We start from the raw sequence: 19839 nt of genomic DNA, 5'->3' as shown, positions 1-19839 counted from the left end.
GTGCAGGACGTGCAGGAAGTGACGCATCGCGACCCGTCGTTGTCCGGGTACGGACGTGTCTACGGCCGGGCCGCGCCCCACCGGTACTCCATGGACGCCGGCGGCTGGCTGGCCGGCGGGGCCGTCGCCGCGGGCCTCGGGCTCGGCACGTGTGCCGTCCTCGTCATGCTGCTGTGGGTCACCTCGCCGTACTCGGACACCGGCCCCGGCGACGCGCTGCGCATCGCCGCCGACATCTGGCTGCTGGCCCACGGCGCGCAGCTCGTACGGGAGAACACGCTCGCCGGGCAGCCCGCGCCGATGGAGATGACGCCGCTGCTGCTCGCCGCCCTCCCGGGCTGGCTGCTCTACCGCGGCACCCGCTCGGTGCTCGCGGGCGAACTGCGCGCGCACGAGGAGCAGAGCAAGTACGACGGCCGGAGCAAGCGCGAGGCGCGGAACGGGCCCGGCGGACGCGGGCAGAGCACTCGCGGCGAACAGGGCACGCACAGCGAGCAGGGCGCGTACGGCGTGCAGCGGGCCTACTACGAGCGGCGCGGGCTGCTCGCCGCCGGATGGTGCGCCGCCGGCTATCTGCTGGTCGGGATGGCGGCCGTCGCGTTCGCCTCGACGGGGCCCGTCCGGGTGGATCTGCTGAGCGGACTCCTCCAACTCCCGCTGTTCGTGCTGTGCGTGACCGCGGTCGCCGTCTGGACCGGCAGCGGCCGCCCGCGGCTGCGGCTGCCCGGCGTGCTGCGCGGCGCCCGCACCAAGTCCCTGCGGAGAGTGCTCAACTGGCAGCGGCTGCTCGGCTCCGCGCAAGGCGCCTGCGTGTCCGTCGTGGCCCTCACCGGCGGCGGCGCGCTGCTCCTCGCGGTCGCGCTGGCCTGGAACTTCCGTACGGCCCAGGCGTCCTTCCCGCAGCTCGCGGGGTCGTGGACCGGGTATGCCGGGGTGGTGCTGCTCGCCTTCGTGCTCGTGCTGAACGGGGCGGTGTGGGCGGCCTCTTACGCGCTCGGCCCCGGCTTCACCCTCGGCGCGGGCAGCGTGGTCGGGCCGCTCAGCGCGGCCGGCCACCCCCAACTGCCGGAGTTCCCGCTGCTCGCGGCGCTGCCCCCGGCGGGCAGCGCCGCCGGTCCGGTGGTGTGGGGGATCGTCGCCGCGCTGCCGCTCGCCGCGGGCGTGCTGTGCGGCTGGTACCTGGGCCGGGAGGCCGCACCCGTACGGGGCCGCCGCGACGGGGCCAGGGGATGGAAGGGCACGGTGCTCAACTCCGGGCTCGCCGCGGTCTGGGCGGGCCTCGCGATGGGAGTGCTGGCGGCGTGCGCGGGCGGCGCGCTCGGCACCGGCGTACTGGTCAGGTTCGGCCCGGGAGCGATGGTGACGGGGGCCGCCGCACTGGTGTGGACGGCCGTGCCCGCGGCGCCCGTCGCTCTCCTCGTACGGTGGCTGCGGCTGCGCCGCGGACGTCCTGAACCGCAGCAGCAGCCAGACGGGACCGCCTAGCCGCCGGCCGAGACCGCTTAGCCGCCGCCGCGGTTCTCCAGGAACGGGCGGAGCTTCTCGGGCAGCAGCTTCTGGCAGTCGTCCTGCGACGACTGGGTCAACGCGTCCTGCTGGCAGGTGAAGTAGTCCTCGTACACCATCTGGAAGGCGAAGGTCGACGCCACGACCGCCAGCGTCAGCACCGCCGTGACCAGCCCGCCGATCGCCGCCGACGTCTGCGACCTGGCCGCCTGCGCGGGCGTCACCGCCAGCTGCGTCTGCTGCCCCTGGCCGGAGCCGGAGCCGGAGCCGTTCTCCGCCGCCGGCTGCTCCGCCGTACGGCCGCCGCCCGAGATGTCCTCGGCGGTCGCCCGCGCCGTGCGCTTGCCCGCGGGCTTCTCCTCGCCCGCCGTGGCCGACCTGCCGCGCAGCGCTGAGATGCCCCAGTACAGGGAGAGCGCGCCCAGCAGGAGCGCCACCGGCGGCAGGCTGAACAGCGCGAAGAAGAGCCCCCAGATGCCGGCGTGCAGCGCGTACCGCGCGTGCCGCTGCAGCGGGTCGGTCGGATCCCAGCGCATCCCGCCGCGCGGAACGCCCCCGTCCGGGCCGCCCTCACCGCCGGAGCCCTGGGGTCCGCCCTGACCGCCGAAGCCGCCGCTCTGCCGGCCCGGCTGGTTGCTGCTCCACCGGCCCCACTGCCGTGCCCGCTCCTCGTCGGAGCCGGAACCGGAGCCGGAACCGGAGTCGGACCCGCCGGAACCCTGGCCCCGGTCGTCGCCGGAGCCACCACCGGAGCCGTTTCCGGAACCCGGGCCGTCGGAGCTCTCCCGGCCCGCGGGGAGGCGGGGCTGCCACGGCTGGTCCGGCTGTCCCTCGGGCGGCGGCGCGAAGGGGTTGTCCTCGCGTGCCTCGCGGGAGGCGGTGTCGGATGCGGCCGCGCGGCGGCGGGGTCGGTCGGTCATGTGGTGTGTGTCTTCCCCTTGTCGTTCCGTCGTTCCTGTGGCGCGCACGGATACGTGCCCCCGACGCTACCTTCCGCATTCGCCCCCGTCCCGTGGGGGCCGCGCGGAGTGCCGGTATCGTTGCCGACGGTCGGACGCTTCGTAGAGTTCCCCGGAATCTTCCACTCCACCTGCTTGTACGACCGCACAACCCGCCTCCTCAGCGAGAGAGAGCTCCGTCGTGGCCGCGCCGCACGCCTCCGCTTCCGTACCGCACAGCCCTGCCCGTCTCGTCGTGCTCGTTTCCGGCTCGGGGACGAATCTGCAGGCCCTGCTCGACGCCATCGAGGAGCAGGGCGTCGAGGGCTACGGCGCCCGCATCGTGGCCGTCGGCGCCGACCGGGACGGCATCGCGGGTCTGGAGCGCGCCGAGCGCGCCGGTCTGCCGACGTTCGTGTGCCGGGTCAAGGACCACTCCAGCCGCGAGGAGTGGGACCGGGCGCTGGCCGGGGCCACCGCGGCGTACGAGCCCGACCTGGTGATCTCCGCGGGCTTCATGAAGATCGTGGGCAAGGAGTTCCTGGCCCGCTTCGGCGGGCGGACCGTGAATACGCACCCCGCCCTGCTCCCCAGCTTTCCCGGCGCCCACGGCGTCCGTGACGCACTCGCGTACGGCGCGAAGGTGACCGGGTGCACCGTCCACTTCGTCGACGACGGTGTCGACACCGGCCCGGTCATCGCCCAGGGCGTGGTCGAGATCCGGGACGAGGACGACGAATCCGCGCTCCACGAGCGCATCAAGGAAGTCGAGCGCCGCCTGCTCGTCGAGGTCGTGGGCCGGCTGGCCCGCCACGGCCATCGCATTGAGGGACGAAAGGTAATTGTCGGTGAAGAGTGATGCAGCCGTGACTGCCGGAGAAACGCAGCGGCCGATCCGCCGCGCGCTGGTCAGTGTCTACGACAAGACCGGCCTGGACGAGCTGGCCCGGGGCCTGGACGCGGCGGGCGTACAGCTCGTCTCGACGGGCTCCACCGCGAAGAAGATCGCCGAGGCCGGGGTGCCGGTCACCAAGGTCGAGGAGCTCACCGGCTTCCCCGAGTGTCTGGACGGCCGGGTCAAGACGCTGCACCCGCGCGTGCACGCCGGGATCCTCGCCGACCAGCGGGTCGAGGACCACCGCAACCAGCTCACCGAGCTGGGCGTGGAGCCGTTCGACCTGGTCGTCGTGAACCTCTACCCCTTCGAGGAGACGGTGGCCTCCGGCGCGGGGCCCGACGACTGCGTCGAGAAGATCGACATCGGCGGTCCGTCGATGGTGCGCGCCGCCGCGAAGAACCACCCGTCGGTGGCGGTCGTCGTCAACCCGGACCGGTACGCGGACGTGCTCAAGGCCGCGCAGGACGGCGGCTTCGACCTCGGTGCGCGCAAGCGGCTGGCGTCCGAGGCGTTCCAGCACACGGCGGCGTACGACGCGGCCGTCGCGAGCTGGTTCGCCGCCGAGTACGCGCCCGTCGACGACGCGGCCTTCCCGGACTTCCTCGGCGTGACCTACCACCGCAAGCAGGTGCTGCGGTACGGCGAGAACCCGCACCAGCCGGCCGCCCTCTACACAGGCGGCTGCGGCGGCCTGGCCGAGGCGGAGCAGCTGCACGGCAAGGAGATGTCGTACAACAACTACACCGACACCGACGCGGCCCGGCGTGCCGCGTACGAGCACGAGGACCCCTGCGTCGCGATCATCAAGCACGCCAACCCGTGCGGAATCGCGGTCGGTTCGGACGTCGCGGAGGCGCACCGCAAGGCGCACGAGTGCGACCCGCTGTCGGCCTTCGGCGGCGTGATCGCCGTCAACCGGCCGGTGTCGAAGGCGATGGCCGAGCAGGTCGCGGAGATCTTCACCGAGGTCATCGTCGCCCCGGACTACGAGGACGGCGCCGTGGAGGCGCTGTCGAAGAAGAAGAACATCCGGGTGCTGCGCTGCCCCGAGGCCCCGGAGGCCCCGGCCGAGTTCAAGCCGATCGACGGCGGCGGTCTCGCCCAGGTGAAGGACGCCTACCAGGCCGACGGCGACAACCCCGCCGACTGGCAACTGGCCACCGGTGAGGCGCTGTCCGAGGACGAGCTCGCGGAGCTGGCGTTCGCGTGGCGCTCCGTCCGCGCGGTGAAGTCCAACGCGATCCTGCTCTCCAAGGACCGCGCGACGGTCGGCGTCGGCATGGGCCAGGTCAACCGCGTCGACTCGGCGAAGCTCGCCGTGCAGCGCGCGGGCGAGGAGCGGGCGTCGGGCGCGTACGCGGCGTCGGACGCGTTCTTCCCGTTCCCGGACGGCCTGGAGGTGCTGACCGCGGCGGGCGTCAAGGCCGTGGTGCAGCCGGGCGGTTCGGTCCGCGACGAGGCGGTCGTCGAGGCCGCGAAGGCCGCGGGCGTGACGATGTACCTCACGGGGACGCGGCATTTCTTTCATTAGACACAGCTTCCACTGAGGCTGAGCTGTAGCAACGGCGAGGGCCGGGTCACCCGTTGCGGGTGGCCCGGCCCTTCTGTCGCGGTTGACGCGGCGTCAGCCCGGCAAGCGTCGGACTGCGCAGCGTCAGGTGCGCGGCCGGTTGAACCAGGCTGCGGACTCCGGCTTCGACAGGTGCACGATCACCATGATCGCCAGCACCAGTCCGCCGAGCGTGACGATGTAGAGGAAGTTGACCAGGAACGTCAGGGCCGCCAGCGCGCAGTAGACGATGGTCGTGACGCGGATGCCGTTGCCGCCCTTGGCGAACTGCGTGCCGAGGAAGATCCCCAGGCCGGCGAAGAGCAGCGCGAGCACGCCCATGCCGATGATCAGGCCGGTCGAGAAGTTCGCGTAGGTGGACGCCTCGGCGTCGTCGTACACGCCGGAGTCCTGCATGCTGCTGGACATCACGGCGCTCAGGATGAACATCACGATGGCGCCGAGCACCGCGAGGCCCGAGATCACGAACAGCATGGTGCGCGCGGAGCGGACCTTGCCCGGCATGGCACCGGGGACGCCCCCGGGTATGCCGCCCGGCTGCATTCCGTACGGGGAAGCGGGCGGCGCCTGCGGGTATCCGTACGCCTGCTGCGGCTGCTGCGGGTAGCCGTATCCGGGCTGCGGCTGCTGGGGTGCCTGCTGCCCGTAGGGGTTCTGGCCCGCGTACGGGTTCTGGCCGCCGGGGTTCTGGCCGTAGGGGTTCTGCGGTCCGGGCGGGTAACTCATCTCGTCCCTCTCCAGTCGTCACATCGAAGGCCGCACACCCGGGAGTCCGGGAGTGCGGCCTTCGTCGGTCGCCGCGGCGCGGTCACTTCGTCCGTACGACCACGGTCCGGCAGACCTTGTCGGCGAAGGTCTGCTTCTTCTCGTCCCACAGCGGCCACAGGTAGCCGATGTAGCAGGCGAACGTGTCGAGGATGTGGGCGAGCCTGCGGACGAAGGCCATGCCGAAGCCGAGGACCTGGCCGGTCTCCTCGTTGAGCAGGCGCACGCCGACGGTCCGCTTGCCGATGGTCTGGCCCGTGCTGCCCTCCTGGTAGATCATCCAGAAGGCCAGGCCGATGACGGCCAGCAGCCCGATCAGCGCCATGATGCCGCCGACCACATCGCCGATGGCGGCGCCGCCGACACCGAAGAGGAGGTACGGCACGGCGATGATGAGGCCGTCGAGCAGGGTCGCGCCCGCGCGGCTGCCCCACTCCGCGAGCTGCGGCTGGCCGGTCGCCGGGTTGTGGCCCATGCCGGGCTGCTGCGGCTGCGGGTAGCCGTACGCCTGCTGCTGGCCCTGCTGCGGGTAGCCGTAGCCCTGCTGGGGCGGGACGCCCTGGGGCTGCTGGGCGTAGGGGTTCGGGGGCTGCTGCGGGGGCTGCTGCCCGTAGGGGTTCTGGCCCTGCTGGGGGTAGCCGTAACCGGGCTGCTGCGGCTGCTGCGGCTGCTGGGGAGCCTGCTGCGGGGGCTGCTGCGCGTACGGGTTCTGCGCGTACGGGTTGTTGGGGTCCTGGCCGGGCGGCGGCGGGTAGCTCATGGGCTGTCCTCCGAGCGGTGTGGTGGGGACGGAACGGGCCGAAGAAATCCGGGGATCCACGGGTCCGCCCCGCCGGCACCGCAGTTGGGACTGCGTGAGCTGCGCGGTATGTACGACGTGCCCCCCGATGGTCGGCGCCGGACCCTCGGCCCTCTTGTACGGGCTCGGCGCCGCCCCACATGCTGATGGTCGGGCAGTGGCGCTGTCCAGCCAAGATCTGCCGATGTGGCGCATTCGGAACCCCCTCGTCAGCGGGGGATTCCGCGCTCCTGGCCGGGGGCCTGCCGGCCGCGCGATCGTGAGGCAGTTGTTATCCGGGGCCCGCGGTATCTCCCCAACTCCCTCAACGGCGCTGCCGGTCGTACCACTGCGCGGCCGGCCCCTCAGTAGCGGGGGCGGTTGAACCAGGCCTTGCCGTCCGGCTTCGACAGGAACACGATCGTGATGATGCCGATGCCGAGCGGGACGACGCCGAGGATCGCCGTGATGTTGATCAGGCCGCCCACGGCCAGCAGCGCACCGTAGACGATGGAGCCGATCCGGATGCCGTTGCCGCCGCTGGTGAACTTGCTCGCCAGGAAGATGGCGACGCCGCCGAGGATCGCCGAGAAGACGCCGGCCGCGATCAGGGCGCCGGTGCCCAGGCTCGCCATTTCCGCGGCCTCGGGGTCGGTGCCGGCCGCTCCGGCCTCCGCCAGGGAGTCACCGAGTGCGGCGGAGGCGATGCACAGGATGATGCCGCCCAGCACGTTCAGGCCGCCCATGATGAACATGGCTATGCGGACTCTGTTGACGGTGGCGGGCATCGTCGTCGGGGCGCCGCCCTGCGGCGGAACGCCCGGGTACGCCTGCTGCTGGCCCTGCTGCGGGTAGCCGTACGCGGCCTGCTGGGGAGCCTGCTGCCCGTAGGGGTTCGGCGCCTGCTGTCCGTACGGGTTCTGGGCCTGCTGTGCGTAGGGGTTCTGCCCCTGCTGGGGAGCCTGCTGCGGGGCCTGCTGCCCGTAGGGGTTCTGTGCGTACGGGTTGTTGGGGTCCTGGCCGGGGGGCGGCGGGTAGCTCATGTCTGACTGTCCTCCGAGCGGTGTGAGGGGACGGAACGGGCCGGAGAGATCCGGGGATCCACGAGTCCGCCCCGCCGGCACCGCAGTTGGGACTGCGTGAGCTGCGCGGTATGTACGACGTGCCCCCCGATGGTCGGCGCCGGACCCTCGGCCCTCTCTTGTACGGGCTCGGCACCGCCCCACATGCTGATGGCCCGGCAGCGGCGCTGTCCAGCCAAGATCCGATGATGTGGCGAATCAGCAACGCCCGGCCCGCTGCCTGCACTTCCGCGGTGTACGCCGTTACCGGTTCGTTGTGGTACCGCGAGAATGCCGTAACCACGGGTTCCAGAGGGGCGGATGGGGCCGCGGGGGCGGGTGTGCCGGGCCGACTGCCGGGCGGTTGTGCCGAGTTCAGTGCCGCGGCCGGCGGAACCACTGCCCGGCGGAGCCGAGCGCGCAGAGGACGATCGTCGCGATGGCGACGCAGACCCAGAAGACGCCCATGACCGGATTGCCGGACTCCCCGGACATGGCCGTACTGATCCCGCCGACCGCGGCGAGCAGTCCGATCGGCGTGTTCAGCGAGGCGGCGACGATCGCGGTGACGCGGACACCGCTGCGGCCCCGGCCGAACCGCACAGCGGGCACGAGGTGCAGCGCCGCCATCCCGCCGGAGAGGGCCGCGGCGACGGCCACCAGCGCGGTTGTCACGCCCCGGTTGTCGGTGCCCGCGCCCGGGATCTCGCTCAGGAAGGCGTCGGCGGCGAACAGCCCGAAGAGCGCCGTCACGAACACGAGCGCCCAACTGCCGCCCGCGATGAAGAGCATGACCCGCGCGGCGATGACAGTGCCCGGCATCCGGGCCGTCACGATCGGGCCGCCGCCCGGGTGCGCCGGGTAGCCCTGCTGCGGCGGACGGGCCTGCTGCGGGTATCCGTACGCCTGTTGGGGCTGCTGCGGCTGTTGCGTCTGTTGCCACTGCTGGGGTTGGCCGTATGCCTGCGCCTGCTGGGGCTGCGCGTACGGGTTCGGGCCCGCGTAAGGGTTCGGCGTCTGCTGCCCGTACGGGTTCTGGCCCTGGCCGGGGGGCGGGTAGCTCACGTGCGGTCTCCTCCGAGCGGTGTCCTGGCGGAACGGGCCGGAAAGTGCCGGGGAACGGCGGAACCGGTGCTCCGGCCGCGCCGCGTGAGCCGCGCGCTGTCCACGGTGTGCCTCCCCCGTCGGTCGGCGCCGCGCCCCCGGCCCTCGCTGCTGCGGGGCATGCGCCGTCCGGCCATGGTCATTGCCGCGGGCGACCATGTCCAGCGAGGTGTGCCGGCGCCGGCGAGGTGTCGGAGCCGGCGGGACGTCATGAGGCCTGAGGGATGCCGGATCCGGCGGCGGCTGCCGGAGCGGGGCGCCGATTGGAGACCGGCGACCCCCATCCGGGAGGATGGGGCGCATGACGGCCCAGATTCTCGATGGCAAGGCCACGGCAGCAGCGATCAAGTCCGATCTCACCACGCGGGTGGAGGCGCTCAAGGCGAAGGGCGTCACGCCCGGCCTGGGCACCCTGCTCGTCGGGGACGACGTCGGCAGTCAGAAGTACGTCGCGGGCAAGCACCGCGACAGTGAGCAGATCGGCATCAACTCGATCCAGCGCGAACTGCCCGCCGAGGCCTCCCAGGAGGAGATCGAGGCGGTCGTACGGGAGCTCAACGAGGACCCGTCCTGCACCGGTTACATCGTCCAACTGCCGCTCCCCAAGGGCATCGACACCAACCGGGTGCTCCAGCTGATGGACCCGGACAAGGACGCCGACGGGCTGCACCCGATGAGCCTGGGCCGTCTCGTACTGAACGAGCCGGGCCCGCTGCCCTGCACCCCGCAGGGCATCATCCAGCTGCTGCGGCAGCACAACGTCGAGATCAACGGCGCGCACGTGGTGGTCGTCGGCCGCGGCATCACCGTCGGCCGGTCCATCCCGCTGCTGCTCACCCGGCGCAGCGAGAACGCGACCGTGACCCAGTGCCACACCGGCACCCGCGATCTGCCGGCGCTGCTCAAGCAGGCCGACATCGTGGTCGCGGCGGCGGGCGTGCCGCACCTGGTGAAGCCGGAGGACGTGAAGCCGGGCGCGGCCGTACTGGACGTCGGTGTCTCGCGCGACGAGCACGGCAAGATCGTCGGCGATGTGCACCCGGGCGTCGGCGACGTCGCGGGCTGGATCTCCCCGAACCCCGGCGGCGTCGGCCCGATGACCCGCGCGCAGCTGCTGGTCAACGTGGTGGAGGCGGCGGAGCGCCGTGTCGGCTGAGTCGAACGGGACCCGTACGGGCGGCGGCCTCAGGGCCGGTGCCGTACGGGTCGCGGCCATGGTGTCGGACAAGATCCCGGGAGTGCCGGGCGCGTCCGGGGAGCCCGGAAAGAAGAGCCGCCGGTTCCCCGCCATCACCCGGGACACCGCGCGCCCCGAGGGCGGCGGCCGCGCGGGCGGCGGGCACACCGCGGCGCCGTACCGGCAGTGGCCGCTGCTCGCCGTGTCCGGCGGGGTGCTGATCGGACTGCTGGTCACCGTGCTGGAGTTCCGCTCGGGGACGATCATCATCGGTCTCTCGATGATCGGCGGCGCGGTGCTGCGGCGGATGCTTCCCTCGGTGGGGATGCTCGCGGTCCGCTCGCGCTTCACGGACATGGTGACCTACGCCGTACTGGGCGTGGCGATCATGATGCTGTCGATGATGTCGCAGCCCGACCCCTGGATCACGATCCCGTTCCTCAACGACATCGTGCACTTCTCGGTCCGATAGACACAGCTCCGTCCGATAGCCCCACCGCACACGACTGGTCCCGCCCTCTCCCCCGGAGAGGGCGGGACTTGTGCGTTCATACGGACCGCGCCGCGCGTCCGCTCAACGGCGTGGGGGAGGCGCCGTCGGTGAGTGAGCGGGTTCGGTGGAGGCCGGCCGGGAGGTGCAACCGGACCGGGGCGGCTCGGCATCCTGAGTCACAGGGGCCCTGGAGAGGTCCCGGGGGACGAACGCGAACGGGGTGGACATGTCGCGTGGGAAAGCACTGCCGGAGACCGTCGCCGTCTGCCGTTCGCGCGCCTGCCGTTCGCGCGCCGGCATGTGGCTCGATCTGCGCCACGAGAGGGAGTGCGCGACGGGCCGGGCGCGAGTATGGGGACAGCGCACCGTTGACGCCTTCGCGGTGCACACGCCCGGCCTGCCCGTGCAACGGCTCCGTATCCGCGACGAGTTCGACGCCGGCAAACGACTGTCCCGTCACATGGTGGCCACGGACGACCCTCGTGAGCTGCGCGTCCGCTGCGAACCGGAAGGAGGCGGAGAAGAAGTGCGCTTCGGGGAGAAGGCGTAGTGGCAGACTGTCGTTCGTGTGAGCGACGTGTGAACGGCCGACGCGGACAGCGCGGCACGCGTGTCGGGGGGATGAGGGGGAGGAAATGCCTCGTTGGAGGCCACTGCCGGAGGAACTGGACCCGCAGATCCACGAGTTCACGAGTCAGCTGCGGCGGCTCGTGGACCGCAGCGGACTGAGCGTGGCCGCGATCGCGGACCGTACGGGATACAGCAAGTCGTCGTGGGAGCGCTATCTGAACGGGCGGCTGCTGCCGCCCCGCGGCGCGACCCAGGCGCTCGCCGAGGTCACCGAGACGGATGTACGGCACCTCGGCACCATGTGGGAGCTGGCCGAACGGGCGTGGAGCCGCTCCGAGATGCGGCACGACGTGACCATGGAGGCCGTACGGGTCGCCCAGGCACGTGCCGCGCTGGGGGAGTTCGGGGAAGGCCCGGCGAAGAGCAAGAAGCGGGGACGGCGCAAGGGTCCGGGGCGGACCCCGGAGGGGGAAGCGGAACCGATACCGGAGTCGTCGATATCGCCGTCGGCCCCGTCGGAGTCGCCGACGCCGCAGTCTCCGGCACCGCAGTCCCCGGCGCCGGAATCCTCCGTGCCGGAGCCCCGACGGGCCTCCACCGCGGACGCCGCGGGCCGGGCGCAGCAGGCCGGAAACGCGGAGCGGGACGCCGGGGACCGGGCGCCGGCGCGGAGTCAGGCCCACCCTCCGGCGCAGGCACCGTCACAGGAGTCCTCGCCCCCGCCGGGCCCGGCCCCCGAGACCCGTAAGGGCCCCGAGACCCGTAAGGCTCCCGGAACCCGTAAGGCCCCCGACACCCGTACGGCTCCCCTCCGTCCGCAGGCCCGCCCCCAGGAGCGGAACCCCGCGAGCGGCTGGCCGGACTCCGGGTCAACACCGGGGGTCGGACAGCGCGTTGACGTCACCTCATGGGGCGCGGCGGACCGGGGCGCCCGTACGGGGCAGGCCCGGGAGGCCGCGCCCGGTACGGCCGAGCCGGGCACGCCCGGCGCGGCGCCCGGCAGCGGAGCGGGACAGCGGAAGCCGGCCCAGCACCGGGCCGGCGGCGCACGCACCGGGCAGGCCGGAGCGGGCGCGGCAGCGGGTGCGGCGGCAGCGGGCGCACCGGCGTCCGGGCCGGCCGCCGCCTCCGGAGCGGGAGCGGGCGCCGCCCCTCCCGAGGTGCCACGGCGCGAGCCCGCAGGGCACCGGGCGGGGCCTGCCGGTCCCGGCGGACCCGGCGGCACGGGGCCGGGAAGCCCGGGGGACGAGGCGGGCAAGCGGCGGGTCACCATGTTCCTCGCGGGCATCGTCGGCGCGCTCGTGCTGATAGCCGCCGCCGTACTGCTCTTCGATCTGACCAGCGGCGGCGGGGACTCCGACAAGCCCAAACCCTCGGCCAGTGCGGGCAATCAGAAGCTTCCCGCGGGTGTGAAGTGCCGGGGCGCGGACTGCACGGGCAAGGACCCGGAGAACATGGGCTGCGGCGGACAGCACGCCAAGACGTCCAGTTCCTCGTGGGTGGGCGCGAGTTACGTCGAGGTGCGCTACAGCAAGGTCTGCCAGGCCGCGTGGGCGCGGGTCACCGGCGGCACGCAGGGCGACAGCCTGAAGGTGACGGCGGCCAAGCGCACCGAGCGCGACTCCGTGGACGCCACCAGCGACGCGTACACGAAGATGGTCGCCGCGAAGTCCGCTGACGCGGCGCGGGCTTGTGTCGCGCTGACGGCGGGCGGCAGCGGGTGCACGACGCCGGGGACTACGTCCCCGACGACCCGTCCGGAAGGGCAGTAGGCGCGCCGATTCGGGTGCCCCTTGGGGGTGTTGGGCGGCTGCGGTCCCCGCTGGGGTTTGCGCAGTTCCCCGCGCCCCTTACGGGCCCCTTACGGGGCTGCGCAGTTCCCCGCGCCCCTTATGGGGCTCGCGCCCCTTAGGGGGGTCTCCGCGTCCCTTGCGGAAGCCGTACGCATGTCGTGGCGGATCCGGGGCAGGCGCTCCGTACCGACCCCCCACGGGTGTGGCACCACACCCCCCTCGGCAGCCGCCCGCGCTCCCCCTCCTGAGCGGGCGGCTGCCTCTTCGCGGGGGGCGTCCGATAGCCTGAGGCCGGGTCTCTTGATGTAGAGAGATCGCGTCGCCCTCGTCAGGTATCGGAGAACGTCATGACCCGCACCCCCGTCAACGTCACCGTCACCGGCGCCGCCGGCCAGATCGGCTACGCGCTGCTCTTCCGTATCGCCTCCGGTCAGCTGCTCGGCGCGGATGTGCCGGTCAAGCTGCGCCTGCTGGAGATCACCCCCGCGCTGAAGGCCGCCGAGGGCACCGCGATGGAGCTCGACGACTGCGCCTTCCCGCTGCTGCGCGGCATCGAGATCTCCGACGACCCGAACGTCGCCTTCGACGGTACGAACGTGGGCCTGCTCGTGGGCGCCCGCCCGCGCGCCAAGGGCATGGAGCGCGGCGACCTGCTCGAGGCCAACGGCGGCATCTTCAAGCCGCAGGGCAAGGCCATCAACGACCACGCGGCGGACGACGTGAAGGTGCTGGTCGTCGGCAACCCGGCGAACACCAACGCGCTGATCGCGCAGGCCGCGGCGCCGGACGTGCCGGCCGAGCGGTTCACCGCGATGACCCGCCTCGACCACAACCGCGCGCTGACGCAGCTGGCGAAGAAGACCGGCACCACCGTCAACGACATCAAGAAGCTGACGATCTGGGGCAACCACTCGGCCACCCAGTACCCGGACATCTTCCACGCCGAGATCGCCGGCAAGAACGCGGCCGAGGTCGTCAACGACGAGCAGTGGCTCGCCGACGACTTCATCCCGACCGTCGCCAAGCGCGGCGCGGCGATCATCGAGGCCCGTGGCGCGTCCTCCGCCGCCTCGGCCGCGAACGCCGCGATCGACCACGTGCACACCTGGGTGAACGGCACCGCCGACGGCGACTGGACCTCCATGGGCATCCCGTCCGACGGTTCCTACGGTGTGCCGGAGGGCCTCATCTCCTCCTTCCCGGTCACCACCAAGGGCGGCAAGTACGAGATCGTGCAGGGCCTGGAGATCAACGAGTTCTCCCGCCCGCGCATCGACGCCTCGGTGCAGGAGCTCTCCGAGGAGCGCGACGCCGTCCGCGGTCTCGGCCTCATCTGAGCCTTCCGCGCCAACCGCTCTTCCGCAGGGCCCGTACGGATCATCCGTACGGGTCCTGTCTCGTACTGTCATCCGGATTGATCTGGTCCGGTGGCCCCGCTAAGGTCTGAATTTCCTTGCTGGAACAGCGAGTTGGGGATGACGGGGGTCATGTGAACGGTGCCGCGACGCGTTATGCCCACACCGAGGCCACCCGGCTGCTGACCGCGGGCACCTACCTCGACTCCGGCTTCCGGCGCCGGGTCGTCGACGAACTGATCGGGCACGCCGAACGCCCGGTCGCCCCGTCGCTCGGCATCGACGTCCGTACGGTCCTCGCCCACGCGCTGCGCGCCCGCCGCCAGGAGCTGTACGCGGCGCTGGCGCTGCTCGCCGTCTGGGCGGGCTTCTTCCTCGTCGAGTACCGGATGGCCGACGGCGCCCTCGGGGCCGGCCCCTACGGGTCGGACCCGTACGCGTCCGGGCCGGACTGGGACGGCGCGTCCGGGAGTCCCCTCCTGCCCGACGACGGGTTCGGGCAGTACGGCGTACCGGGCGTCGCGGCGCTCCAGTACGCGCTGCTGTGCCTCCAGTTGGCCGTGGCGCGGCTGATCGCCGGCAAGCGCCCCGCCGTGTACTCCGTGGCGGACCGGGAGGCGCCGGCCCCGGCGTTCCGCGGGGGCGGTTTCCTCGCCCGCTGGCGCCGCAGGATCGGCATGCTGGTGACCTTCTGGGCGCGGCTGGCCATGCTGGGCTACTGGATCGCGGCCCTCGGCAGTCTGGATGAGGACCCGTTCGCGCTGATCTTCCCGCTCGCGCTGGCGCTGGTCGTGTGGGCGTACCGCGCGCAGGTGGAGTCCGTGCTCCGCGACGAGCTGGGCCGGGACACCTTCCTGGACAGCCCCGCCACGACCGCGCTCCCCGACACTCCGCGGCTGCGCCGCATCGGCGAGGCGCTCGACCGCGAGCAGCACGCGCACGGCGCGCTCTACGACCCGTATCTGCCGTTCGTCGGGGCCGGATTCCCGTACGGGCCCTGGTCGTTCGCGCTGGAGCTGAAGCGCGACAAGGAACTGCGCGGCGAGGAGCCGCGCGGCACGAGCGTGCCCGCGCAGGACGCCGGGCCCGGGGCCTCCGGGGCGGACGCCCGTGAACTGACCACCGGCAAGATCGTCGCCCTCGTCCGGGAGCCCCTGGAGGAGCTGCGGAGGGCGACGGCGGAGAGCAGCATCGACCGCCTCCGCGATCTGGAGATCGACGAGTTCGTCTATCTCCCCGCGGGCGTCGGCCGGGACGAGGGCTTCTATCCGGCGGACAGCGTCGAGGAGCACGTACGCGCCGCCGTCGACGAGGGCGGCGAGGGCCGCCGGCACTTCCTCCGCGTCCGCGTCGGCGCCTGGGACGAGCAGATCGTGGTGACCGTGTTCGTCCGGGTGCACACGCAGGGCCGGATGCTGGTCCTGGAGGTCGCCCCGCACGTACTGGGCCCGGTGCGCGAGGACTTCCGCGAGGTCGACGCGCTCGTCGCGCACGGCCGCCGGGGCGAACTGGCCCGCGAGGCCGTCCGCGCGCTCATGATCGCCCCCACCGGAGTGCTCACCCTGGGCGCCGCGGCCTGTCGTACGGCCGCCTCCCTCGTCCGGACCGTGTGGCACGCCCCGGAGCGCCGGGCACCGGGTGCGCCGGTCGACTCGGTGCGGGAGATGGCGAGTTCGGACGACTTCTCGCTGTTCCAGGAGATGGACGTGAGCCGGTACGTGAAGACGGTGCAGGACCGCATCGCGAGCGGCGTGCGGGACGCGCTGGAGAAGAACGGCTACCGGACCGACCGGTTCGAGCAGCAGATCGTCAACGTCAGCGACGGCGGACTGTTCATCAAGGACATGAGCGGTGGTTTCGCGACCGGCCAGGTGTCCGGCGGCGCGGTGGCGATGGGTGACAACAGCCGGGCGACGGGCGGGGCGGGAGACAGGGCATGAGTGCGGAACAAGGCAGCGGCGGCAACGGCGGCACCTTCCACGTGGGCAGCGTGACGGGCGGCGCGGTCAGCTTCGGCGCGCACAGCAAGGCCGTCTATCACGAGGCGCCGCAGGGCGGGCCGGCGCTGGACGAGGCGACGGCCGCGCTGCTGGAGGCGGTCCGCGGGCTGCGCGGCGAGCTCTCCGTACTGGCGGCGAGCGAGGCCACGGAGGAGGCGGGCCGCGAACTCGCCGCCGCCGAGGAGGAGATCACCGCGACCGGCCGGACCGGCACTGACCGGCTGCGGCGGCTGCGGGAGCTGGCCGCTCCCGGCGCCACCGCCGTCGGGGCGCTCGCCTCGGCCGCGACGGTGGCCCAGACCGCCGCCCAACTGCTCGGCTGACTACGGGGGTTGGCTCACGTGAAGAGATACGAGGCGCAGCGGCAGCGCTGGGTCGACGACGCCGAGGGCGACGCGACGGCCGCCGCCGCGCGCACCCGCCGCATGCAGCGCGTGACCATCCTGTCGGCCGCGGGCGTACTCCTGGTCTCCTCGCTCGGATTCGGCCTGTGGCGGGCGGTGGAGAACAGCCTGGAACGCGACAGGGCGGAGCGGGCGACGGCCCGCGCGGAGGCCTCGGCCAGTGCGCAGGCCTCGCCGGAGGCGGACCCCGGCGCCTCGCCGGACGCGAGCAACCCGCCCCCGTCCGGCGGCCCTTCGGGCACGACCCCCGCCGGGTACGAGCGGGTCGAGGACGAGGAGGGCTGGTCCCTCGACGTGCCGGAGGGCTGGACCCGGAAGGTCGTGGCGGGGGAGGGGCGGACCACGGTCGTCGACTACGAGAGCGGCGACGGCGCGCACAGCCTCCGTGTGTTCTGGGTGGAGGACTCCTCGCCGTACGAATCGGCCCGACTCGCCGACCGGTTCCTGAAGGACGAGGCCACCGCGTACCGGCGCACCGGCCTCGACCGGCTGCCCGCCGACGGCGCGGACAAGAGCGACACGGCCCGGCTGGAGTACGCCTACGAGGACAAGAAGTCCGGCGAGCGCAGACGCACCGTCGACGAGCGGTTCGAGGCGGCGGACGGCGAGTTCTACGCCGTCGCCGGGACCGGGCCCGAAGACGACGACACCGTACGGGAGTTCACCGCGGCGGGTGTCTCCTCGTTCTGTCCGGCGGCCGGAGACTGCTGAACAGTGTGGTCAGACGCTCTCGGTGGGCGGGGACTCGAGCAGTTCCGTGAGCTCCGCCGTATCGAGGGAGTCCCGCTCGGAGGGCACGCCCCGCGGCACGGGCGCGCCGAACCGGCTCAGCCGCAGCACGTCCTGGCCTGTGCCGGGCGTCTCCCGTGTGACGGTGCGCGGGTACGGCCTGCCGTGCGGCGCGACGTCCATGGTGACCGTCGTGTCGCCCTGGGAGCGGGTGAGGTGGTGGCCGGCCGCGCCCGTACCGCGCCGCCACTGCGAACCGTCGCCCGCGAAGGCCGCCGTGCGCAGCACATCCAGATCGCACGTGGCGGACATACCCTCCATCAGCGCTTGGTCCGAAGTTCCCTTGATGTAGCGGCCATTGACCGAATTGGCGAGCTTTTCCCCGTCCTCTCCGCCGACTTGGGTGCGCCAGAATGCGGCATTCGGCGACAGCCATACCGTCTCGCCGCGTTTGACGATTTTCACCCGGCCGTGGTCCGTCATGGCGGCCGTGCCCGCGCAGTTGCCGTCCTCGTCCAGGGAGAGCCGGAGAGAGAAGCCCGGGGACGTCATCCGCAACTGCACGGCGGATATGGAGTCGAGTTCCCGGCGGGCCTGTTCCGCGAGTTCCGTACCGGACCGGGTGGGCACCGGCGGGGCCGCGGCCGTGAGGGCCGCCGCCAGGGCCAGACAGCCGACCGTGGCGTACACGCCGCGCGTTCGCCCTGTTCGGCCTGCTCTTCGCGGCGGCACCGGGTGCATCGTTCGCAGCAGTCGCACGAGGAGATCACCGCCCGTGTCGGGTGTTCGCCTCCTCACCGTACGTTCCGGGAACGCGCCACGCGCCCCGGAGCGGGCGCACAGCGGAAGTTGCACCCTGCACACGCCCAGGTCACGGGAGAGTCACCGGCATTCAGCAGGCCGAACGCGAAAAAACAGGGCACAGTCCCGCAAGATGCGGGACCCCGCGTGATCAGGCTCACTTATACGGTCTTGATGCGCATGAGATTCGACCGGCGGGGCAGGGTTCGCGTTTGGTCCATGCGCCCCGACGTATGGCCGGGAACATTTCGGTAATGGAAGGCAGTATCCAAGGTGTCCGTTTTGGAGAGCATTCACGTAGACGGCGTGTGGCGGACTGCTGCTGCGGGTGGCACGCGCGAGGTTCTGGACCCCGCGGACGCGACCACGCTGGCCGTCGTCGCCGAGGGTGACACGGAGGACACCGACGCGGCGATCGCCGCCGCCCGCCGTGCCTTCGACGAGGGTCCCTGGCCGCACACCCCGACCGCCGAGCGTGCGGCGCTGCTGCGCCGTGTCGCGGACCTGCTGCAGCGGGACCGCGAGGAGATCGCACTGATCGAGTCCCGTGACACGGGTAAGACCCTCGAAGAGGGCCGCGTGGACGTCGACGACGTCACCTCGGCCTTCCGCTACTTCGCCGACCTCGTGATGAACGAGTCCGGCGGCCGCGTCGTGGACGCCGGCGACCCGGATGTGCACAGCGTCGTCGTGCACGAGCCGGTCGGCGTCTGCGCGATGATCACGCCCTGGAACTACCCCCTGCTCCAGGCCAGCTGGAAGGTCGCCCCGGCGCTCGCCGCGGGCAACACCTTCGTGATCAAGCCCAGCGAGGTCACCCCGCTGTCCACGGTCCACATGGTGAAGCTGATCGTCGAGGCCGGTACCCCCGCCGGCGTCGCGAACCTCGTCACCGGCGCCGGCGACCCCGTCGGTGCCCGCTTCGGCACCCACCCGGACGTCGACCTGGTCTCCTTCACCGGCGGCCTGGTCTCCGGCACGAAGGTCGGCCAGGCGGCCGTGGCGAGCGCCAAGAAGATCGCGCTGGAGCTGGGCGGCAAGAACCCCAACGTGGTGTTCGCCGACTCCTGCGCCACCGACGAGGGCTTCGACCACGCCGTCGACCAGGCCCTGAACGCGGCCTTCGCACACAGCGGCCAGGTCTGCTCGGCCGGTGCCCGGCTGATCATCGAGGAGTCGGTCAAGGAGCGCTTCGTCACCGAGCTCGCCGAGCGGGCCGGGAGGATCCGGCTCGGCCGGGGCACGGAGAAGGACGTCGAGTGCGGCCCGCTCGTCTCCGCTCCGCAGCTGGCCAAGACCGAGGCGTACGTCGCGTCCGCGCTGGAGGAGGGCGCCGTGGTGCGCACCGGCGGCAAGCGGCCCGAGCCCTCGGACGTCCGCCCCGCGGACGGCTACTTCTACGAGCCGACCGTGCTGGACAGCTGCCACCGCGGCATGAAGGTCATCCGTGAGGAGACCTTCGGTCCGATCCTGACCGTCGAGACCTTCCGTACCGAGGACGAGGCCGTGGCCCTGGCCAACGACACCGAGTACGGACTGGCCGGCGCCGTGTTCTCCTCCGACACGGCCCGTGCGCGCCGGGTGGCGGCCCGGCTGCGGCACGGCACGATCTGGATCAACGACTTCCACCCCTACCTGCCGCAGGCGGAGTGGGGCGGATTCGGCAAGTCCGGCATCGGCCGCGAGCTCGGCCCCGCCGGTCTCGAGGAGTACCGCGAGACCAAGCACGTGTACGAGAACCTGCGCCCCCAGCCGGTCCGCTGGTTCGCAGGCTGAGCCACCCCCCCCAGAGGCTCACCCCCCACACCTCCCCCCACAACCCCCATCGTCCGCCGGCGCCGAGGCCGAACCCCCAATCGGCCGAGGCCCGGCGGGCACCGCGGCACCCCGAGGCCCG

At 72.5% G+C, this 19839-nt stretch carries 18 protein-coding genes; 12 read left to right on the top strand and 6 right to left on the bottom strand.

Annotated elements, in window-relative coordinates; translation table 11 throughout:
* On the top strand, positions 1 to 1485 hold the full coding sequence (locus tag AC3AGO_RS14700) for a cell division protein PerM (protein ID WP_487820649.1): 1485 nt from the start codon (positions 1 to 3) through the stop codon (positions 1483 to 1485).
* Between the two features lie 17 nt (positions 1486 to 1502).
* Here AC3AGO_RS14700 and AC3AGO_RS14695 read toward each other — a convergent pair whose 3' ends face one another.
* A complete protein-coding gene (locus AC3AGO_RS14695) occupies positions 1503 to 2426 on the bottom strand; it encodes a hypothetical protein (protein ID WP_487820648.1) in 924 nt (307 codons plus the stop codon).
* Positions 2427 to 2646: 220 nt separating this feature from the next.
* Here AC3AGO_RS14695 and purN point away from each other — a divergent pair, with 220 nt between their 5' ends.
* A complete protein-coding gene (purN, locus tag AC3AGO_RS14690) occupies positions 2647 to 3303 on the top strand; it encodes a phosphoribosylglycinamide formyltransferase (protein WP_487820647.1) in 657 nt (218 codons plus the stop codon).
* A gap of 7 nt (positions 3304 to 3310) precedes the next feature.
* Positions 3311 to 4873 (top strand): bifunctional phosphoribosylaminoimidazolecarboxamide formyltransferase/IMP cyclohydrolase, encoded by a 1563-nt coding sequence (gene purH, locus AC3AGO_RS14685; RefSeq protein WP_487820646.1) that lies wholly within the window; start codon positions 3311 to 3313, stop codon positions 4871 to 4873.
* A 123-nt stretch (positions 4874 to 4996) separates the two neighbouring features.
* Here the strand turns inward: purH and AC3AGO_RS14680 are convergent, their stop codons facing one another.
* The 4 genes from AC3AGO_RS14680 to AC3AGO_RS14665 form a co-directional block, all read right to left on the bottom strand.
* The gene (locus AC3AGO_RS14680) at positions 4997 to 5638 is read right to left on the bottom strand and encodes a hypothetical protein (protein WP_487820645.1); all 642 of its coding nucleotides are present in this window, start codon (positions 5636 to 5638) and stop codon (positions 4997 to 4999) included.
* A gap of 82 nt (positions 5639 to 5720) precedes the next feature.
* Positions 5721 to 6437 (bottom strand): RDD family protein, encoded by a 717-nt coding sequence (locus AC3AGO_RS14675; RefSeq protein WP_487820644.1) that lies wholly within the window; start codon positions 6435 to 6437, stop codon positions 5721 to 5723.
* 383 nt (positions 6438 to 6820) lie between these two features.
* Positions 6821 to 7498: a hypothetical protein gene (locus AC3AGO_RS14670; RefSeq protein ID WP_487820643.1), complete on the bottom strand. Its 678-nt coding sequence runs from the start codon at positions 7496 to 7498 to the stop codon at positions 6821 to 6823.
* A 393-nt stretch (positions 7499 to 7891) separates the two neighbouring features.
* Positions 7892 to 8581 (bottom strand): hypothetical protein, encoded by a 690-nt coding sequence (locus AC3AGO_RS14665; RefSeq protein WP_487820642.1) that lies wholly within the window; start codon positions 8579 to 8581, stop codon positions 7892 to 7894.
* Between the two features lie 340 nt (positions 8582 to 8921).
* Between AC3AGO_RS14665 and AC3AGO_RS14660 the strand changes: the two genes are divergently transcribed.
* The 8 genes from AC3AGO_RS14660 (at position 8922) to AC3AGO_RS14625 (ending at position 17123) form a co-directional block, all read left to right on the top strand.
* The gene (locus AC3AGO_RS14660; protein WP_487820641.1) at positions 8922 to 9776 is read left to right on the top strand and encodes a bifunctional methylenetetrahydrofolate dehydrogenase/methenyltetrahydrofolate cyclohydrolase; all 855 of its coding nucleotides are present in this window, start codon (positions 8922 to 8924) and stop codon (positions 9774 to 9776) included.
* A 58-nt stretch (positions 9777 to 9834) separates the two neighbouring features.
* A complete protein-coding gene (locus tag AC3AGO_RS14655) occupies positions 9835 to 10269 on the top strand; it encodes a DUF3017 domain-containing protein (protein WP_487824661.1) in 435 nt (144 codons plus the stop codon).
* Between the two features lie 247 nt (positions 10270 to 10516).
* Complete coding sequence (locus AC3AGO_RS14650) at positions 10517 to 10840, top strand: hypothetical protein (protein ID WP_487820640.1); 324 nt, start codon at positions 10517 to 10519, stop codon at positions 10838 to 10840.
* An 85-nt stretch (positions 10841 to 10925) separates the two neighbouring features.
* Positions 10926 to 12632 carry a helix-turn-helix domain-containing protein gene (locus tag AC3AGO_RS14645; protein ID WP_487820639.1) on the top strand — a complete coding sequence of 569 codons (1707 nt, stop codon included), beginning with the start codon at positions 10926 to 10928 and terminating at the stop codon, positions 12630 to 12632.
* A gap of 368 nt (positions 12633 to 13000) precedes the next feature.
* A complete protein-coding gene (locus AC3AGO_RS14640) occupies positions 13001 to 13990 on the top strand; it encodes a malate dehydrogenase (RefSeq protein WP_487820638.1) in 990 nt (329 codons plus the stop codon).
* Between the two features lie 152 nt (positions 13991 to 14142).
* Positions 14143 to 15948, top strand: a complete 1806-nt coding sequence (locus AC3AGO_RS14635; protein WP_487820637.1) for a hypothetical protein — start codon at positions 14143 to 14145, stop codon at positions 15946 to 15948.
* The gene (locus tag AC3AGO_RS14630) at positions 15945 to 16331 is read left to right on the top strand and encodes a hypothetical protein (protein WP_487820636.1); all 387 of its coding nucleotides are present in this window, start codon (positions 15945 to 15947) and stop codon (positions 16329 to 16331) included. The genes AC3AGO_RS14635 and AC3AGO_RS14630 overlap by 4 nt, the downstream gene beginning before the upstream one ends.
* Before the next feature lie 18 nt (positions 16332 to 16349).
* Positions 16350 to 17123: a hypothetical protein gene (locus tag AC3AGO_RS14625; protein WP_487820635.1), complete on the top strand. Its 774-nt coding sequence runs from the start codon at positions 16350 to 16352 to the stop codon at positions 17121 to 17123.
* Positions 17124 to 17132: 9 nt separating this feature from the next.
* On the opposite strand, the gene AC3AGO_RS14620 is transcribed toward AC3AGO_RS14625, so the two are convergent.
* Complete coding sequence (locus AC3AGO_RS14620; RefSeq protein ID WP_487820634.1) at positions 17133 to 17831, bottom strand: hypothetical protein; 699 nt, start codon at positions 17829 to 17831, stop codon at positions 17133 to 17135.
* Positions 17832 to 18215: 384 nt separating this feature from the next.
* Between AC3AGO_RS14620 and AC3AGO_RS14615 the strand changes: the two genes are divergently transcribed.
* Positions 18216 to 19718, top strand: a complete 1503-nt coding sequence (locus AC3AGO_RS14615; protein WP_487820633.1) for an aldehyde dehydrogenase family protein — start codon at positions 18216 to 18218, stop codon at positions 19716 to 19718.
* The last annotated feature ends 121 nt before the right edge of the window (positions 19719 to 19839 follow it).

The organism is Streptomyces sp. BL1, from assembly GCF_057628045.1.
Note: the sequence above shows the minus strand (reverse complement) of the source record. Positions and strands in the feature narration are given on the sequence as shown.